Source organism: Streptomyces sp. YIM 121038 (assembly GCF_006088715.1).
In the GTDB taxonomy this organism is placed as follows: Bacteria; Actinomycetota; Actinomycetes; order Streptomycetales; family Streptomycetaceae; genus Streptomyces.
In genome coordinates this window covers 3675420-3693731 of record NZ_CP030771.1, presented here as the reverse complement: position 1 = coordinate 3693731, position 18312 = coordinate 3675420, and the positions used below count along the sequence as shown (strand labels likewise).

Here is an 18312-nt window from a genome sequence, read left to right as displayed (position 1 = left end):
GGGTCGGACGCCGACGAACAGAAGGGGACACGGCGGTATGTCCGCCCGGAGCACAGCAACGGCACCGCCCCGCGCGGGAATCCACCCCGCGCACAAGACGGCGAGGACGGACATACCGCCGGGGCCCCGCCCCTCCGGGACGGCAGGCGCAAAAAACGGCGGGAAAGAGGGAGACGAACCGGCACCGGGCGCAGGGCGCGGCGGGAAAGAGGACAGCGAACCGGCACCACAACGAAGCGGCCCCCAGCGCTAACCAGCCCCGCCAGGGACCCCCGTGGACCCCCGCACCATCAACTCCCCGTGCACCGTGGCGATCCCCCCGGGCGGCTCCTCCTCCCGCCCCATCGCGATCCGCCCGGCCCGCGCCCCGGCCTCGTACAGCGGCAACCGCACGGTGGTGAGCGCGGGCACCGCGTCCACGCTGAACGGCAGGTCGTCGAACCCGGCCACGGACACGTCCCCGGGGATCGAGAGCCCCCGGTCCCGCAGGGCGGCGCACGCTCCGAGGGCCACGGTGTCGTTCGCGGCGACGACTGCGGTCAACCGGGGCTCGCGCCGCAGGAGTTCGACGGTGGCGTCGTATCCGGAGCGCCGGTCGTAGGGCCCGTGCAACGTCAGCCGGGGATCGTCGGGGAGCCCGGCCGCCGCGAGGGCCTCCTGGTGCCCTTCGAGCCGGTGGCGCGTGGTGGTCCGCTCGACCGGCCCCGCGACGTACCCGACGAGCCGGTGCCCGAGCCCGAGCACGTGCTCGGTGAGCCGCCGCCCGCCACCCCGGTTGTCGAAGGTGAGGGCGACGGAGTCCGGCGCGCCCTCGGCCGGAGGCCGCCCGCACAGCACCACCCGCGACCCCGCGTCCCCGAGCCGCCGCAGCTTCGCCCCGATGGCGACCGCGTGCTCGGGGTCCTCGCTGGTGCCGCCGGTGAGCACGACGGCGGCGGCGCGCTGCCGCTGGAGGAGCGTCAGATAGGTCAGCTCGCGCTCGGGGGAGCCGCCGGTGTTGCAGACGACGGCCATGCGCTCGCCCCCGGCGCGCCCGCCGGGCCCGCCGATCTCGGACTGCACGGCGCTCGCGATGATGCCGAAGAAGGGGTCGGCTATGTCGTTGACGAGGATGCCGACGAGGTCGGACGTCGCGGCGGCAAGCGAACTCGCGGGCCCGTTGAGGACGTAGTCGAGTTCGTCCACGGCGCGCAGCACGCGCTCGCGGGTGGCGGCGGCGACGGGGTAGTTGCCGTTCAGTACGCGGGAGACGGTGGCGGGGGACACCTGGGCGCGGGCCGCCACGTCCGCCAGGGTCACGGTCATCTAGTGGTCCTCCGGTCCTCCGGTCTTGTACGAACGTTGTCCGCAGGCTAGCTTCTCCCCCGTAGAAAGCGCTTGCTACGCCTCGAAGGGCAGGTGGATCGACGCGAACCTGCCCCAAGAGCCACTCCGGGCCCCAGGGAGGAACTCACGTGACAAGCAGGACGGTCCGTATCGCCATGAACGGCGTGACCGGACGGATGGGTCACCACCAGCACTTGGTCCGCTCCTTGCTCGCGCTGCGCGAGGAGGGCGGCCTCGACCTGGGCGACGGCACCCGGCTGTGGCCGGAGCCGGTCCTGGTGGGCCGCAGGGAGGGAGCGCTGCGCGAGCTGGCGGACCGCTACGGCCTGACGCACTGGTCGACGGACCTGGCGGAGGTCCTGGCGGACCCGGCTGTCGAGGTCTACTTCGACGCGCAGGTGACGGCGGCGCGGGAGGGGGCGCTGCGGCAGGCGATCGCGGCGGGCAAGCACGTCTACACGGAGAAGCCGACGGCGACGACGCTGGAGGGGGCCCTGGACCTGGCCCGGAGGGCGCGCGCGGCGGGGGTGAAGCACGGTGTCGTCCAGGACAAGCTGTTCCTGCCGGGCCTGCGGAAGCTGAAGCGCCTCCTGGACGGCGGGTTCTTCGGCAGGGTCCTGTCCGTGCGGGGGGAGTTCGGGTACTGGGTGTTCGAGGGTGACTGGCAGCCCGCGCAGCGGCCGTCGTGGAACTACCGGGCGGAGGACGGCGGGGGCATCGTCGTGGACATGTTCCCGCACTGGGAGTACGTGCTGCACGAGCTGTTCGGCCGGGTCCGGAGCGTCCAGGCGCTGACGGCGACGCACGTGCCGCAGCGGTGGGACGAGCGGGGGAAGCCGTACGACGCGACGGCGGACGACGCGGCGTACGGGATCTTCGAACTGGAGGGCGGAGTGATCGCACAGATCAACTCGTCCTGGGCGGTGCGGGTGCACCGGGACGAGCTGGTGGAGTTCCAGGTCGACGGCACCGAGGGCTCGGCGGTGGCGGGCCTGCGCGGCTGCCGCGTCCAGCACCGCGCGGCGACGCCGAAGCCGGTGTGGAACCCGGACCTGCCGTCGCCGCACGCGTTCCGCGAGCAGTGGCAGGAGGTGCCGGACAACGGGGAGTTCGACAACGGCTTCAAGGCGCAGTGGGAGCTGTTCCTCAGGCACGTGTACGCGGACGCGCCGTACCACTGGGACCTGCTGGCGGGGGCCCGAGGGGTACAACTGGCGGAGCTGGGCCTGAGGTCGGCGGCGGAGGGCCGAAGGATCGACGTACCGGAGATCACACGGTGAGGGAAAACGCGGCAGCCGACAACGCGGCAGCGGACAACGCGTCAGCCCACAACGCGCCAGCGGACAAAGCGCCAGCCCGCAACGCGCCAGCGGACAACGCGCCAGCCCACCACACGCCAGCCCACAACGCTCCAGCAGCCATCAGAACCCCCCAGCCCGGACAAGAACGAAGCGCCCCCGCGCAAGCCGGACCCCGGACCGTCTTCGCGGCGGCCCACATCGTCGCGGACCCGCACGCGGACGTCCCCCCGGAGGGCCCCGCCGCAGTCGACTGGGACGCCACCCTGGCCTTCCGCCGCCATCTGTGGGCGCACGGCCTGGGCGTGGCCGAGGCGATGGACACCGCGCAGCGCGGCATGGGCCTGGACTGGCCGGGCGCGGCGGAACTGATCCGGCGCTCGGCGGCGGAGGCGAAGGCGGTGGGCGGCCGCGTCGCGTGCGGGGCGGGCACCGACCAGCTCACGTACGGCGCGGCCACCCCGGCCGAGGTGCGCGACGCCTACGAGGAACAGCTGGCCCTGGTCGAGGGGGCGGGCGCGCAGGCGATCCTCATGGCGTCCAGGGCCCTGGCGGCGACGGCGAGGGGCCCCGACGACTACCTCACCCTGTACGGCGGGCTGCTGGACCAGGTCACCGAGCCGGTGATCCTGCACTGGCTGGGCCCGATGTTCGACCCGGCCCTGGAGGGCTACTGGGGGACGCGTGACCTGGACGCGGCCACGGAGACGCTACTCCAGGTCGTCGCCGCCCGCCCGGAGAAGGTGGACGGGGTGAAGATCTCGCTCCTGGACGCGGACAGGGAGAAGGCGCTGCGGCGCCGCCTGCCGCCCGGCGTCCGCTGCTACACGGGTGACGACTTCCACTACCCGGAGCTGATCGCGGGGGACGAGCACGGCTTCAGCGACGCGTTGCTCGGGGTCTTCGACCCGCTGGCGCCCCTGGTGGCGAAGGCGATGCGCGCGCTCGACGCGGAGGGCCCCGCCGGGTTCCGCGCGGTCCTCGACCCGACGGTGGCGCTCGCCCGCCACCTGTTCGAGCCACCCACGCGCTACTACAAGACGGGTGTGGTGTTCCTCGCCTGGCTGGCGGGCCACCAGGAGCACTTCACGATGGTCGGCGGGCTCCAGTCGGCGCGCTCGCTGCCGCATCTCGTGACGGCGTACGAACGGGCGGCGGAGCTGGGCCTGTTCCCCGATCCGGGCCTGGCGGAACACCGCGTGGGCCTGCTCCGAGAGGTCCACGGGGTGAGGCGATGACGGGCACGGCGGCGGCGCCCGCGGAGTTCAGCGTCAACCAGATGACGGTCAAGCAGCTCCCGCTGCCCGAACTGGTCGCGGCCTGCGTCGACTTCGGCATCCGGGGCGTCGGCCTGTGGCGGGAGCCGGTCCGGGCGTACGGGGTGGAGGCGGCGGCGAAGCTCGTGCGGGACGCGGGCCTGACCGTCACCACGCTGTGCCGGGGCGGCTTCCTCACCGCGGCGGAGCCGGCGGAGCGCGCCCGGGCCCTGGCCGACAACCGCGCGGCCGTGGACGAGGCGGCGGCGCTCGGCACCGACACGCTGGTCCTGGTCCCCGGCGGCCTCCCGCCCGGCGACCGCGACCTGCCCGCGGCACGCGCCCGCGTGGCCGCGGCCCTGGTGGAACTCGCCCCCTACGCGGCCGACCGAGAGGTCCGCCTGGCCGTCGAACCGCTGCACCCCATGTACGCGGCCGACCGCAGCGTCGTGTCCACGCTGGCGCAGGCGCTGGCTCTCGCGGAGCCGTTCCCGGCCGAACGGGTGGGCGTGTGTGTGGACACGTACCACCTCTGGTGGGACGACACGGTGCCCGACCTGGTGGTGAGGGCGGGCGCGGCGGGCCGTCTGCACGCGTTCCAGCTGGCCGACTGGACGACGCCGCTGCCGCACGGCGCGCTCACCGGCCGGGGCCCGCTCGGCGACGGCGCGGTCGACTTCGCCCACTGGCGCCGCCTGATGGCCGGGGCGGGCTACGCGGGGCCGGTCGAGGTGGAGCTGTTCAACGAGGAGCTGTGGGCGCGGGACGGCCGCGAGGTCCTCGCGGAGACCGTCAGGAGGTACGCGGAGGCGTGCGGCCCGCGCGCTTGCTGAGCACCGCGAGGACCACCGGGATCAGCAGTTCGATCACCCGGGTCACCGTGGCCACGGGCAGGCCCGTCTTCTTCGAGACCGCCGTCGCCACGGGCTTGGCGACCTTGGCCAGGACGCCCGCCATCATGCCGCCGCCGAGCAGCCCGCCGAGGCCGCCGCCCAGCGTGGCGACACCTTGCAGCGGCGGATCGTCCGCGGGGGCGGGGGCCTGAGCGGCCGCCTCCTCCTGAAGGGGCGCGGACAGGGTGGAGGCCGTGGTGCCCACCACGCTCCGCGCCCCCTCCGCGTCCGTGCCGAGCAGGGTGGCGATCTCCTGGAGCTTGTCGTCACCGAGCTCGTCGAGTACGTCGTTTTCGAATGAGGTGTCACTCATGTACGGAAAGCTACGTCCGGGCGGGTTTGTCGGCACCCTGAAATCTTCCGGAGTAACTTTCCGAAGCCGTGCAACCGTTCCCGGGCGTCACGGGTCGTAGTGGGTGTCATGCGCTCTGGAGGGGGGATCTGGGGGGATCCGGAAGGGCGCTGACAAGGGAGGGGAAACCGAAGGGGCCCGGTCGACGGACCGGGCCCCTTCGAAAACGCCGGACGCGGAACGCCGGGCCCCACACGACACCCGACGCTCGGCCCACCTCGGAGCTCAGGCCGCCTCAGAAAAAGACCCCGCAGGTCAGCAGCACATTCGCATAAGGCCGAGCCTCCCCGGTGCGCACGACGAGACGCGCGCCCGCCGACCGCTCCTTCACCTCGTCGTGCGGTACGAGATCCAGCGCGGCCCCCGGGAAGCGCTCCGCCAGGAGCCCGGCCGCCGCCGGATTCGCCGCCCGCACCTCGACCGCCGCCACCGCGCCCTCCACCACAAGCTCGGCGAGCAGCCCGTCGAGGACCTGCGCGAACGACGGCACCCCGGCCGTGAACGCCAGATCCACCACCCGGGGCCCCACCGGAATCGGCATGCCCGCGTCGCACACGAGCACCCGGTCCCCGTGGCCGAGCTCCGCGAGCGCGCCCGCGAGATGGCGGTTGAGTATGCCCGCCCGCTTCACCGCGCCGCGCCCGCCCCGCCGAGCTCCGCCACCTCGGCGGCCGTCGGGTACGAGGCCTGCGCCCCCGCCCGCGTCACCGCGAGGGCCCCGACCCGCACCGCGTACCGCGCCGCCGTCACCAGGTCCTCGCCCACGCCGAGCCGCCACGCGAGCGCCGCCGTGAACGCGTCCCCGGCGCCCGTGGTGTCCACCGCGTCGACCTTCACCGACGGCACCCGCTCGCACCCCTCGGCCGTGGCCACGAGCGCGCCCTCGGCGCCCAGCGTCACCACCACCGAGCGCGGGCCGAGCGCGAGCAGCCGCCCCGCCCACTCCTCCGGGGAGTCCGGGACCTCCGCACCCGCGCCCTCAAGGACCACCCGCGCCTCGTGCTCGTTCACGATCAGCGGATCGCAGGCCCCGAGGACCTCCCGCGGCAGCGGGGCGGGCGGCGACGGGTTGAGGACGAGCCGGGCCCCGGGCGCCAGCGCCCCGGCCGCCTCCGCGACCGTCTCCAGCGGGATCTCCAGCTGGAGCGAGACCACCCGGGCCGCCGCGAACAGACCCCGCGCCGCCCGTACGTCGGCAGGCGTCAGCCGTGCGTTCGCGCCCGGCGCCACCACGATGCTGTTGTCGCCCGACGGGTCCACCGTGATCAGCGCGACCCCGGTCGGCGCGCCGCCCACGAGGACGCCCGCCACCTCGACGCCCGCCGACTCCTGCGCGTCCAGGAGCAGCCGCCCGTACGCGTCGTCACCGACCCGCGCGAGCAGCGCCGTGCGCGCCCCGAGCCGGGCCGCCGCCACCGCCTGGTTGGCGCCCTTGCCGCCCGGGTGGACGGCCAGGTCGGAGCCGAGGACCGTCTCGCCCGCGCCCGGCCGCCGCGCCACGGCCGTCACCAGGTCGGCGTTGGCCGACCCCACGACCAACAGGTCGTACTCATCCATTCCCGTACTGCCTTTCGCGCTGTTCACGCCGCCTGAAGTGGCCGCCCTGCCACCGTACGGTCACTGGAAGGCCTTCACGTTCTCCGCCGTGACGACCTTCACCGGCACCTTCACCAAGGACGGCACCTTCTTGTCGTCGGCCACGGCCACCGCGTTGCGCACCGCGATCCGGCCCAGCTCCTTGGGCTGCTGCGCCACCGACGCGTACAGGGTGCCGTCCGCGACCGCCGTCAGACCGTCCGGCGTGCCGTCGAAGCCGACCACCGACACCGACTTGCCCGCCTTGCCGCCGAGCGCCTTCACCGCGCCGAGCGCCATCTCGTCGTTCTCGGCGAACACGCCGTCGACGCCCGCGTGCGACTGGAGCAGGTTCGTCATCACGTCCAGGCCCTTGGTGCGGTCGAAGTCCGCGGGCTGCTTGGCCACCACCTTGATGCCGGGGAAGGCCTTGATGCCCTCGGCGAAGCCCTGGCCCCGCTCACGGCTCGCGGACGTGCCCGCCGTGCCCTGGAGGACCACCACCTCGCCCTTGCCGCCCAGCTTGTCGGCGAGGGCCTTCGCGGCCTGCCTGCCGCCCGCCACGTTGTCGGAGGCGACGAGCGTGGCGACGTCCGCCTTGTTCACGCCCCGGTCCGCGGCCACCACCGGGATCCCCGCCTTGTTCGCGGCGCGCGCCGCCGGGCCCACCGCGTCGGAGTCGACCGGGTTGACGATGACGGCCTTCATGTTGCCGCTGGTGAAGTTCTGGAGCTGGTTGGCCTGCTGGGAGGCGTCGTTCTGGGCGTCCGTGACCGTCAGGTCCACACCCGCCTTCGCCGCCTCGGCCTGCGCGCCCTCCTTCATCTGGACGAAGAAGGGGTTGTTCAGGGTCGACAGGGACAGGCCGACCTTCGTGGACGTACCCGAAGAGCCGTGGTTCCACAGCGACACCGCCGCGATGACGGCCGCCGCGACCACCGCCGCCAGCGTGTACCTCACCGCCTGCGGGCCCTTGCGCCCGGCCCCCGAAGACGTACTGCCCGCAGGCGTGCCCGCCGTCGCCGACGTCCGCCGGCGCAGCGAGTCCAGGAGCACGGCGAGCGCGATCACGACGCCGATGACGACCTGCTGCCAGAACGCCGACACCGAAAGGAGGTTGAGGCCGTTGCGGAGCACCGCCAGGATCAGGGCGCCGATCAGCGTGCCCGACGCCTTGCCGACGCCGCCCGCGAGGCTCGCCCCGCCGATGACGACCGCGGCGATCGCGTCCAGCTCGTAGCCCTGCGCGGCCTGCGGCTGCGCGGACACCAGACGGGAGGCGAGCACGATGCCCGCGACGGCCGCGAACAGACCGGAGAGCGCGTAGATCGCGATCTTCTGCCGCTTGACCCGCAGACCCGAGAGGCGCGCCGCCTCCTCGTTGCCGCCGATCGCGTACATGGACCGGCCCAGATACGTACGCGCCAGGACCAGCGCGGTGATCAGGCCCATCGCGACCATCACGAGCACCGGCACCGGCAGCCAGCCGCCCAGCGTGTCACCGACCTTGGACACGGACTCCGGGAACGCGATCGGGCTGCCCTGCGAGATCACCAGGGACAGGCCGCGGGCGATCGACAGCATCGCGAGCGTCGCGATGAACGGCGGCAGCTTCCCGTACGAGACGAGCAGGCCGTTGACGACACCGCAGGCCAGGCCCGTGGCGACCGCCAGGATCAGGGCGATCCAGACGGGCACGCCCTCCTTCGTCGCCGACCAGGCGAGGACGGTCGCCGAGAGCGCCGCCACCGAGCCGACCGACAGGTCGATGCCCGCCGCGACGATGACGAACGTGACGCCGAACGCGAGGATCGCCGTCACGGCCGCCTGCACACCGACGTTGAGCAGGTTCTGCGTGGTGAGGAAATCGCCGGAGAGCAGCGACATCGCCACCACCAGGACCACCAGGGCGCTCAGCGCGCCGTTGTCGAGCAGCACGCGGCGCAGGTCGGGGCCGTCGCCCGCGCCGGATGCGCCGGGCTTGTCCGGACGCAGGTCAGTGGTCGCCACGGGAGGCTCCCTTCTCGTCGTTGTCGTCCCCCGCGGGGGCGCTGTCGTGCCGCTCGGCGGCGGCCCGGTCAAGGGCGGTTGCGGTGCTGACGGCCAGGGCCATCACGGCGTCCTGCGTCGCTTCCCCAGCGGCGAGTTCGCCCGCCAGGCGGCCCTGGGCCATCACCAGGACCCGGTCGCTCATGCCGAGCACCTCGGGCAGGTCACTGGAGATCATCAGGACGGCGTGCCCGGCCGCCGTCAGCTCGTTGATCAGCTGGTAGATCTCGACCTTCGCGCCGACGTCGATGCCGCGCGTCGGCTCGTCGAGGATCAGCACCCGCGCCTTCGCCAGCAGCCACTTGCCGATGACGACCTTCTGCTGGTTGCCGCCGGACAGGGTGCGCACGTGCTGGTGCAGGCCCGCCATGCGCACACCGAGCTGCCCGGCGATCCGCTCGGCCGCCGCGCGCTGCCCGGCACGGTCCACGAGCCCGGCCCTGGTCGCCGAACGCAGCGTCACCAGGCCGAGGTTGTCCGCCACGGAGGCGTCGAGGACGAGGCCCTGGCCCTTGCGGTCCTCGGGCACGAGCCCGATGCCCGCGGTCATCGCCGCGTACACGTCGTGCCGGGGGACCGGGCGGCCCGCGACCTCCACCGAGCCCGCGTCGTACGGATCGGCGCCGAAGACGGCCCGCGCGACCTCCGTGCGGCCCGCGCCGACCAGGCCCGCGACACCCACGACCTCGCCCGCGCGCACCTCGAAGTCCACGCCGTGGAAGACGCCGCCGCGGGTCAGACCGCGCACCCGCAGCAACGGCGCCTCCTCCTCGGCGACGTCGGGGCGCTCCCTGGGGTACTGCTGCTCGATGGAGCGGCCCACCATCAGGCGCACCAGCTCGTCCTCGGGGGTGCTCGCGGGCACCTGGCCGACGCTGCGGCCGTCGCGGATGACGCTCACGCGGTCCCCGAGCGCGGCGATCTCCTCCAGGTGGTGCGTGATGAAGACGACGCCGACGCCGTCCGCGCGCAGCGCCCGTACGAGGGAGAAGAGCGTGTCGACCTCTCCGGAGGTGAGCACGGCGGTCGGCTCGTCCATGATGAGCACGCGCGCGTTCAGGCTGAGCGCCTTGGCGATCTCCACCATCTGCAGCCGGGCGATGCCCAGTTCGCGGCAGCGGGCGCGCGGGGACACGTCGACGCCCACGCGCGCGAGGAGCCCGGCCGCGTCGGCCTCCATCCTCTTGCGGTCGATCAGGCCGTAGCGGCGCGGCTGGCGGCCCAGGAAGATGTTCTCGGCCACCGTCAGATCGGGGACGAGGTTGAACTCCTGGTAGATGGTGGCGATCCCGAGCCGCTCGGCGTCCTGCGCGCCGTGCACGCGGACCTCCTCGCCGTCCACCAGGATGCGCCCGGCGTCGGGCTGGTGGGCGCCCGACAGCATCTTGATCAGCGTGCTCTTGCCCGCGCCGTTCTCGCCGAGCAGCACGTGCACCTCGCCCGCGCGCAGGTCGAAGTCGACGCCGTCGAGCGCCACGACGCCGGGGAAGGCCTTGCGGATGCCCTCGACGCGCAGCAGCTCACCGTCGTGGCTCACGGGGTGCTCCTTCCAGCAGGGGATTCCTCGGTGGGGGCTTCGGGGGCTTCGGGGGTTTCGGGAGCGGCGGGCTCGCCGCACGAGCGCCGCACGACCAGGCGCGCGGGCAGCGTCACGGACCGCGGCACGCGCCCCTCGATGCGGTCGGCGAGCGCCCGTACGGCGGCCCGGCCGAGCTCGCCCGTCGGCTGCGCGATCGCGGTGATCGGCGGGTCGGTGTGCACGAACCACGGGATGTCGTCGAACGCGGCGAGCGCGATGTCGTGCGGCACGCGCAGGCCCCGCGCGCGGATGGCGTCGAGCGCACCGAGCGCCATCAGGTTGTCCGCGGCGAAGACCACGTCGGGCGGTGTCGGCAGGTCCAGGAACCGTTCGGTGGCGCGGCGCCCGCTGGCCGCCTGGAAGTCGCCCTGGCCGACGTACGCGGCGGGCAGCTCCAGGCCGTACTCCGCGAGCGCCTCGCGGAAGGCCTCGACGCGCTCGCTGCCGGTGGTCGTGGCGGCGGGGCCCGCGATGATGGCGAGCCTGCGGTGGCCGAGCGCGTACAGATGGGCCACCAGGTCGCGCACCGCGGCGCGCCCGTCCGAGCGGACGACGGGCACGTCCGCGCCCGCGATCCACCGGTCCACGAACACCATCGGGGTGCCCGCGCGCGCGGCGTCCAGGACCAGCGGGGAGCCGCCGTCGGCGGGGGAGACGAGCAGGCCGTCGATGCGGCGGTCCAGGAGGGTGCGGATGTGGTGGTCCTGCACCTCGGGCCGCTCGTCGGCGTTGCCGAAGATGATGCTGTAGCCGAGCGCGCGGGCCTCCTCCTCGACGGAGCGGGCCAGCTCGGTGAAGTACGGGTTCAGGACGTCGCTGATGACGAGCCCGAGCGTGCGCGTCTGGTCGGTGCGCAGCGACCGGGCCAGGGTGTTGGGCCGGTAGCCGAGTGCCGCCACGGCGTCGAGCACGCGGGTGCGGGCGGCCGGGCTGACGGACGCGTGCCCGTTCAGGACCCGGGACACCGTCGCCACGGAGACTCCCGCCCGGGCCGCGACGTCTTTGATGCCGACGCTTGCCACTGCCGATGCCACCTCCTCGTGGAATCGATTACACGAGGGAGTGAAAACGATTACACGATGGCTGACAACCCCTTGACGGCTGGCCGAAACCAGATCGTGACCCAGGCCACGCCCGCCCCTCGCGCTCCTGTACGCGGGGATCGCCGGACGCGTTGTCGGTGCCCGGCGGTAGCGTCGGATCATGTCGACTGCTGCCCGGCAGGGTTCGCCCGGAGTCCCCGCACCCCGCACGGCCGTCCTGGAGGGCGTCCTGGAGCGGATCACGTTCGCCAGCGAGGAGACGGGGTACACGGTCGCGCGCGTGGACACCGGCCGCGGTGCCGGGGACCTGCTCACGGTCGTCGGCTCGCTGCTCGGCGCGCAGGTCGGCGAGTCGCTGCGGATGGAGGGCCGCTGGGGCTCCCACCCGCAGTACGGCAAGCAGTTCACCGTGGAGAACTACACGACGGTGCTGCCCGCCACGATCCAGGGCATCCGCCGCTATCTCGGCTCCGGCCTCATCAAGGGCATCGGCCCCGTCATGGCCGACCGGATCACGACCCACTTCGGCGTGGACACCCTGGACGTCATCGAGCACGAGCCCGGGCGGCTCATCGAGGTGCCGGGCCTCGGCCCCAAGCGCACCAAGAAGATCGCCGAGGCCTGGGAGGAGCAGAAGGCCATCAAGGAGGTCATGGTCTTCCTCCAGGGCGTCGGCGTCTCCACCTCCATCGCCGTACGGATCTACAAGAAGTACGGCGACGCCTCCATCTCCGTGGTCAAGAACCAGCCGTACCGCCTGGCCGCCGACGTCTGGGGCATCGGCTTCCTCACCGCCGACCGCATCGCCCAGTCCGTCGGCATCCCGCACGACAGCCCCGACCGCGTCAAGGCCGGCCTCCAGTACGCCCTGTCGCAATCCACCGACCAGGGGAACTGCTTCCTGCCCGAGGAGCGCCTCATCGCCGACGCGGTCAAGCTCCTCCAGGTCGACACGGGCCTGGTCATCGACTGCCTGGCCGAGCTCGCGGGCGAGGAGGAGGGCGTGGTGCGCGAGTCCGTGCCGGGCCCCGACGGCCCGGACGTCACAGCCGTCTATCTGGTGCCCTTCCACCGCGCCGAACTGTCCCTGTCCGCCCAGCTGTTGCGCCTCCTGCGCGCCGACGACGACCGGATGCCCGGCTTCCAGGACGTGGCCTGGGACAAGGCGCTCGGCTGGCTGGCGGGGCGCACCGGAGCCGAGCTCGCGCCCGAGCAGGAGGCGGCCGTCCGGCTCGCGCTGACCCGCAAGGTCGCCGTCCTCACCGGCGGGCCCGGCTGCGGCAAGTCCTTCACCGTGCGCTCCATCGTGGAGCTGGCCCGCGCCAAGAAGGCCAAGGTGCTGCTCGCCGCGCCCACGGGCCGCGCCGCCAAGCGCCTGGCCGAGCTCACCGGCGCCGAGGCCTCCACGGTCCACCGCCTGCTCGAACTGAAGCCGGGCGGCGACGCCGCGTACGACCGGGACCGGCCCCTGGACGCCGACCTGGTGGTGGTGGACGAGGCCTCCATGCTGGACCTGCTCCTCGCCAACAAGCTGGTGAAGGCCGTCCCGCCCGGCGCGCACCTGCTGTTCGTCGGCGACGTCGACCAGCTGCCGAGCGTCGGCGCGGGCGAGGTCCTGCGGGACCTCCTGAGCGACGGCAGCCCGATCCCCGTCGTGCGCCTGACCCGCATCTTCCGGCAGGCCCAGGAGTCGGGCGTGGTCACCAACGCCCACCGGATCAACTCCGGGCAGCCGCCCCTGACCCAGGGCCTCGCGGACTTCTTCCTCTTCGTGGAGGAGGACACGGAGGAGGCCGGGCGCCTCACCGTCGACGTCGCGGCCCGCCGCGTCCCGGCGAAGTTCGGGCTGGACCCGCGCAGGGACGTCCAGGTCCTGGCCCCGATGCACCGCGGCCCCGCGGGCGCCGGCACGCTGAACGGCCTGCTCCAGCAGGCCATCACCCCCGGCCGCCCCGGCCTGGCCGAGAAGCGCTTCGGCGGCCGTGTCTTCCGCGTGGGGGACAAGGTCACCCAGATCAGGAACAACTACGAAAAGGGGAGCAACGGCGTCTTCAACGGCACGGTGGGCGTCGTCACCGCCCTGGACCAGGACGAGCAGCACCTGACGGTCCTGACCGACGAGGACGAGGAGATCTCCTACGACTTCGACGAACTCGACGAGCTCGCCCACGCGTACGCGGTGACGATCCACCGCTCCCAGGGCAGCGAGTATCCGGCGGTGGTGATCCCTGTCACCACCGGCGCCTGGATGATGCTTCAGCGGAATCTGCTCTATACGGCCGTGACACGCGCCAAGAAGCTGGTCGTACTCGTCGGTTCGCGCAAGGCTCTGGGGCAGGCCGTACGCACGGTCTCCGCGGGCAGGCGCTGCACGGCCCTGGACCACCGGCTCGCGGGCCGCCACACGGCTTGACGTCAACGCCCCCACGCGGTTGATCGATCATTTGAGTCGTAAAGGTCACACACCACTTTCGGAACGGGGACGAAGGGGGCAGGATGACCAGGTTGGCGGCACTGAGTGCCGCTAGTAGGCCCAATGGTCGACCCCGAGTGCACTCTCCAGGGCCAAATGGGGGATGGTAGAGACAGTCAGGGCACCTCGAAGAAGAGGCACAACGTCGGTGAGGGATGACGTGAGCGAGAACGCTAACAAGGCTGTAGTACTGCGGTACGGCGATGGCGAGTACACCTACCCGGTGATCGAGTCCACCGTCGGCGACAAGGGCTTCGACATCGGCAAGCTCCGCGCCCAGACCGGTCTGGTGACCCTGGACAGCGGCTACGGCAACACCGCCGCCTATAAGTCCGCCATCACCTACCTCGACGGCGAGCAGGGCATCCTGCGCTACCGCGGCTACCCGATCGAGCAGCTGGCCGAGCGCTCCACCTTCCTCGAGGTGGCGTACCTGCTGATCAACGGCGAGCTGCCGAAGGTCGACGAGCTGGCCACGTTCAAGAACGAGATCACCCAGCACACGCTGCTGCACGAGGACGTCAAGCGCTTCTTCGACGGCTTCCCACGCGACGCCCACCCGATGGCGATGCTGTCCTCCGTGGTCAGCGCCCTGTCCACGTTCTACCAGGACAGCCACAACCCGTTCGACGAGAAGCAGCGTCACCTCTCCACGATCCGGCTGCTCGCCAAGCTGCCGACGATCGCGGCGTACGCGTACAAGAAGTCGATCGGCCACCCCTTCGTCTACCCGCGCAACGACCTCGGGTACGTCGAGAACTTCCTGCGCATGACCTTCTCGGTCCCCGCCCAGGAGTACGAGCTCGACCCGGTCGTCGTCTCGGCCCTCGACAAGCTGCTCATCCTGCACGCGGACCACGAGCAGAACTGTTCGACGTCGACGGTCCGCCTGGTCGGCTCGTCGCAGGCGAACATGTTCGCCTCCATCTCCGCGGGCATCTCCGCGCTGTGGGGCCCGCTGCACGGCGGCGCCAACCAGTCCGTCCTGGAGATGCTGGAGGGCATCCAGGCCAACGGCGGCGACGTCGACTCCTTCATCAACAAGGTGAAGAACAAGGAGGACGGCGTCCGCCTGATGGGCTTCGGCCACCGGGTGTACAAGTCCTTCGACCCGCGCGCCAAGATCATCAAGGCGGCGGCGCACGATGTCCTCTCGGCCCTCGGCAAGTCCGACGAGCTGCTCGACATCGCGCTCAAGCTGGAGGAGCACGCGCTCTCCGACGACTACTTCGTCTCGCGCAACCTCTACCCGAACGTGGACTTCTACACCGGTCTGATCTACCGGGCCATGGGCTTCCCGACCGAGATGTTCACGGTCCTGTTCGCGCTCGGCCGCCTTCCGGGCTGGATCGCGCAGTGGCACGAGATGATCAAGGAGCCCGGGTCGCGCATCGGGCGTCCCCGCCAGATCTACACCGGCGAGGTCATCCGCGACTTCGTCCCGGTGGAGTCCCGGTAGCACCGGCTGCTCCGCCCCACCCACAGCCCGCCGCCCCGTTCGCGGCGGGCTGTCGCATGTCCCGCTGTCGCGGCGATTTCTCCCACCGGGCCACCCGTTCCACCCCGGCGACCTTGCCGGGCCCCGACCTGGCGGCTCGCACGCCGCCGCGCCGGCGCGATGCTTCGAGCCGGGCCGGGAGCCGGGAGGGCGAGACCGATGGAGCCCGTCCGGCGATTGAGGACAAGCGCGCCAGCGCGGGCTTCTGAACCGGTTCAGGACGCCCACGTCAGGGAAAAGCGCCCCGCCGTCGATCCCCCCACGGGTCGACGGTCGGGGCGCTTTCCTTTGCCCCGGTGCGGATTCCCCCCACGGGATCCGGCCGGGAGTCTGAGGTGCTGCCCGAGTCTGGGTGCGGTACTGCGATCTGCCGGGACGCGTACGGATTCGGGAGGGCCGCTCAAAGCTCCCCGGTGCACGTGCCCCGGCCAACGCTCCCCTAGCTCTCAAGGAGCTGGGGGTACCCCCTTCGGCGACATCCCCCAAGATGTCCCCGAACACCGGAGGGATCCCCCAAGATCCCTCTGGTGTCGCCCTCTTAGACTCACGAGCCCCCTCGATGGTTACGTTCGGATCGTTGTGATCTGCGTCTCTTGCATATGTCCTGTGTGCACACAAGAGGACCCATATGTGGATTCCCCTGCCCACGTGAGGGTCCCGCGAAGACAGTGTGAAGGATCGCGAGTCTATGTGAAAGACCGCAAGCGGAGGCTGTTCGTCACTACGAAGACCGACGAGCAGGCCATGGCCGCTCCGGCGATCATCGGATTGAGCAGTCCGGCGGCGGCGAGCGGCAGCGCGGCGACGTTGTAGCCGAAGGCCCAGAAGAGGTTGGACTTGATGGTGGCGAGGGTCCTGCGGGACAGCCGGATGGCGTCCGCCGCGGCCCTCAAGTCGCCGCGTACGAGAGTGAGATCACTCGCCTCGATCGCGGCGTCCGTGCCGGTGCCCATGGCCAGGCCCAGGTCCGCCGTGGCGAGCGCGGCGGCGTCGTTGACGCCGTCGCCGACCATGGCGACGACCCGCCCCTCGGCGCGCAGCCGCCGCACCACGTCCGCCTTGTCCTCGGGCGGCACGTCCGCGTACACGGTCCCGATGTCCACGGCCCGCGCGACCGAGTCCGCCACGGCCTGGTGGTCGCCGGTCAACAGGACCGGGGTGAGCCCGAGTTGCCGCAGCTCGCGCACCGCTTCGGCGCTGGTGTCCTTGACGGTGTCGGCGACCGCGAGCAGCCCGCGCGCGACGCCGTCCCAGGCGACGAGCACGACGGTGCGGCCCGCCGCCTCGGCCCGCGCCCGGGCGTCGGCCAGCGCGTCCAGGCCGGTGACCCCGGCCCCGGTGAGCAGCCGCGCGCTGCCGGCGAGGACCGCGTGCCCGTCCACGGTGCCGCGCACCCCGGCCCCGGGCACGTTCTCGAACCGCTCGGGCACCGGCAGGTCCGCCACGTCGAGCCCCGACCGCCGCGCCGCGCCCGCCGCCAGGGCCCGGGCCACGGGGTGCTCGGAGGCGTGCTCCAGGGCGCCCGCGAGCCGCAGCAGCTCCTTCTCGCCGGTGCCCTCGGCCGCGTACACCTCCTGGAGGGTCATCCTGCCGGTGGTGACGGTGCCGGTCTTGTCCAGGACGATCGTGTCGACGCGGCGGGTGGACTCCAGGACCTCGGGGCCCTTGATGAGGATGCCGAGCTGGGCGCCGCGCCCGGTGCCGACCATGAGAGCGGTCGGCGTGGCGAGCCCGAGGGCGCACGGGCAGGCGATGATCAGCACGGCCACGGCGGCGGTGAACGCCGCGGACGCGCCGACGCCGTTGCCGAGCCAGAAGCCCAGCGTGGCCACCGCGAGGGCGAGGACGACGGGCACGAAGACCCCGGAGATGCGGTCGGCCAGGCGCTGCGCGGCGGCCTTGCCGTTCTGCGCGTCCTCGACGAGCTTGGCCATCCGGGACAGCTGGGTGTCCGCGCCGACGCGGGTCGCTTCGACGACGAGCCGCCCGCCGACGTTCACGGTGGCCCCGGTCACCGTGTCCCCGGTGGTGACGTCCACGGGCACGGACTCGCCGGTGAGCATGGAGGCGTCCACGGCGGAATCACCCTCGACGACCGTGCCGTCGGTGGCGATCTTCTCGCCGGGCCGCACCAGGAACCGGTCCCCGACCTTCAACTCGCTGACCAGAACGTTCTTTTCAGTCCCGTCACGAAGAACGGTGACGTCCTTGGCGCCCAACTCCATCAGCGCGCGCAGCGCCGCGCCCGCCTTCCGCTTGGAGCGCGCCTCCAGATAGCGGCCGAGCAGGATGAACGTGACGACGCCCGCGGCGACTTCGAGGTAGATCGCCGACGATCCGTCGGTACGTGTCACCGTCAGGTCGAAGCCGTGCCGCATGCCGGGCTCCCCGGCCGTGCCGACGAACAGCGCCCACAGCGACCAGCCGAAGGCGGCGAGCGTACCGAGGGACACGAGCGTGTCCATGGTGGCGGCGCCGTGCCGGGCGTTCAGGAGCGCGGCCCGGTGGAAGGGCAGCCCGCCCCACACCACGACCGGCGCCGCGAGCGTGAGGGAGAGCCACTGCCAGTACGTGAACTGGAGCGCGGGGACCATCGCGAGCACGACCACCGGCAGCGCGAGGGCGGCGGAGACCAGCAGCCGCCGCAGCAGCCGGTCGGCCTCCGTGAGGTCGGCGGTGGTGGGGCGCCCGGCGGGGTCCACCGGCGCGTCCGGGCCCCGGGGCGCCGGCGGGACGAGCTCGCGCGCCGAGTAGCCGAGCTTCTCGACGGTGGCGAGGAGGTCGGCGACCTCGACCCCGTCGGCGTAGCTGACCTTGGCCTTCTCCGTGGCGAGGTTGACCGACGCGGTCACGCCCTCCATGCGGTTCAGCTTCTTCTCGATGCGTGCCGAGCAGGAGGCGCAGGTCATGCCGCCGACGGCGAGTTCGACCTCGGAGGTGTTCATGACGGCTCTTTCGCGGCGTGGGGGT

13 protein-coding genes are annotated in these 18312 nt (G+C 72.5%); 5 read left to right on the top strand and 8 right to left on the bottom strand.

Annotated features, from left to right (window positions below):
• Positions 1–249: 249 nt before the first annotated feature.
• A complete protein-coding gene (locus C9F11_RS15345) occupies positions 250–1305 on the bottom strand; it encodes a LacI family DNA-binding transcriptional regulator (protein WP_138959830.1) in 1056 nt (351 codons plus the stop codon).
• A gap of 149 nt (positions 1306–1454) precedes the next feature.
• Here C9F11_RS15345 and C9F11_RS15340 point away from each other — a divergent pair, with 149 nt between their 5' ends.
• The 3 genes from C9F11_RS15340 to C9F11_RS15330 all read left to right on the top strand — a co-directional run bounded on the left by C9F11_RS15340 (position 1455) and on the right by C9F11_RS15330 (position 4713).
• On the top strand, positions 1455–2606 hold the full coding sequence (locus C9F11_RS15340) for a Gfo/Idh/MocA family oxidoreductase (protein ID WP_138959829.1): 1152 nt from the start codon (positions 1455–1457) through the stop codon (positions 2604–2606).
• Between the two features lie 140 nt (positions 2607–2746).
• On the top strand, positions 2747–3862 hold the full coding sequence (locus tag C9F11_RS15335; RefSeq protein ID WP_138966521.1) for a dihydrodipicolinate synthase family protein: 1116 nt from the start codon (positions 2747–2749) through the stop codon (positions 3860–3862).
• Entirely contained in the window at positions 3859–4713 is an 855-nt protein-coding gene (locus C9F11_RS15330) for a sugar phosphate isomerase/epimerase family protein (protein WP_138959828.1), read from the top strand. The genes C9F11_RS15335 and C9F11_RS15330 overlap by 4 nt, the downstream gene beginning before the upstream one ends.
• Here the strand turns inward: C9F11_RS15330 and C9F11_RS15325 are convergent.
• The 6 genes from C9F11_RS15325 to C9F11_RS15300 form a co-directional block, all read right to left on the bottom strand.
• Positions 4673–5086 carry a DUF937 domain-containing protein gene (locus tag C9F11_RS15325; RefSeq protein ID WP_138959827.1) on the bottom strand — a complete coding sequence of 138 codons (414 nt, stop codon included), beginning with the start codon at positions 5084–5086 and terminating at the stop codon, positions 4673–4675. The two genes, C9F11_RS15330 and C9F11_RS15325, sit on opposite strands and share 41 nt — an antisense overlap.
• A gap of 274 nt (positions 5087–5360) precedes the next feature.
• Positions 5361–5756 carry a D-ribose pyranase gene (rbsD, locus tag C9F11_RS15320; RefSeq protein WP_138959826.1) on the bottom strand — a complete coding sequence of 132 codons (396 nt, stop codon included), beginning with the start codon at positions 5754–5756 and terminating at the stop codon, positions 5361–5363.
• Positions 5753–6682, bottom strand: coding sequence for a ribokinase (locus C9F11_RS15315; protein ID WP_138959825.1), 930 nt, complete (start codon positions 6680–6682; stop codon positions 5753–5755). The genes rbsD and C9F11_RS15315 overlap by 4 nt, the downstream gene beginning before the upstream one ends.
• A gap of 60 nt (positions 6683–6742) precedes the next feature.
• Complete coding sequence (locus C9F11_RS15310; RefSeq protein WP_138966519.1) at positions 6743–8695, bottom strand: substrate-binding domain-containing protein; 1953 nt, start codon at positions 8693–8695, stop codon at positions 6743–6745.
• A 1-nt stretch (position 8696) separates the two neighbouring features.
• Entirely contained in the window at positions 8697–10286 is a 1590-nt protein-coding gene (locus C9F11_RS15305; protein ID WP_138959824.1) for a sugar ABC transporter ATP-binding protein, read from the bottom strand.
• Positions 10283–11350 (bottom strand): LacI family DNA-binding transcriptional regulator, encoded by a 1068-nt coding sequence (locus C9F11_RS15300; protein WP_138959823.1) that lies wholly within the window; start codon positions 11348–11350, stop codon positions 10283–10285. Before C9F11_RS15300 ends, C9F11_RS15305 begins: the two co-directional genes overlap by 4 nt.
• A 181-nt stretch (positions 11351–11531) precedes the next feature.
• Here C9F11_RS15300 and C9F11_RS15295 point away from each other — a divergent pair, with 181 nt between their 5' ends.
• On the top strand, positions 11532–13784 hold the full coding sequence (locus tag C9F11_RS15295; RefSeq protein ID WP_138959822.1) for an ATP-dependent RecD-like DNA helicase: 2253 nt from the start codon (positions 11532–11534) through the stop codon (positions 13782–13784).
• Positions 13785–14004: 220 nt separating this feature from the next.
• A complete protein-coding gene (locus tag C9F11_RS15290) occupies positions 14005–15303 on the top strand; it encodes a citrate synthase (protein ID WP_030681772.1) in 1299 nt (432 codons plus the stop codon).
• Positions 15304–16028: 725 nt separating this feature from the next.
• Here C9F11_RS15290 and C9F11_RS15285 read toward each other — a convergent pair.
• Positions 16029–18287 carry a heavy metal translocating P-type ATPase gene (locus C9F11_RS15285; RefSeq protein ID WP_138959821.1) on the bottom strand — a complete coding sequence of 753 codons (2259 nt, stop codon included), beginning with the start codon at positions 18285–18287 and terminating at the stop codon, positions 16029–16031.
• Positions 18288–18312: the final 25 nt, after the last annotated feature.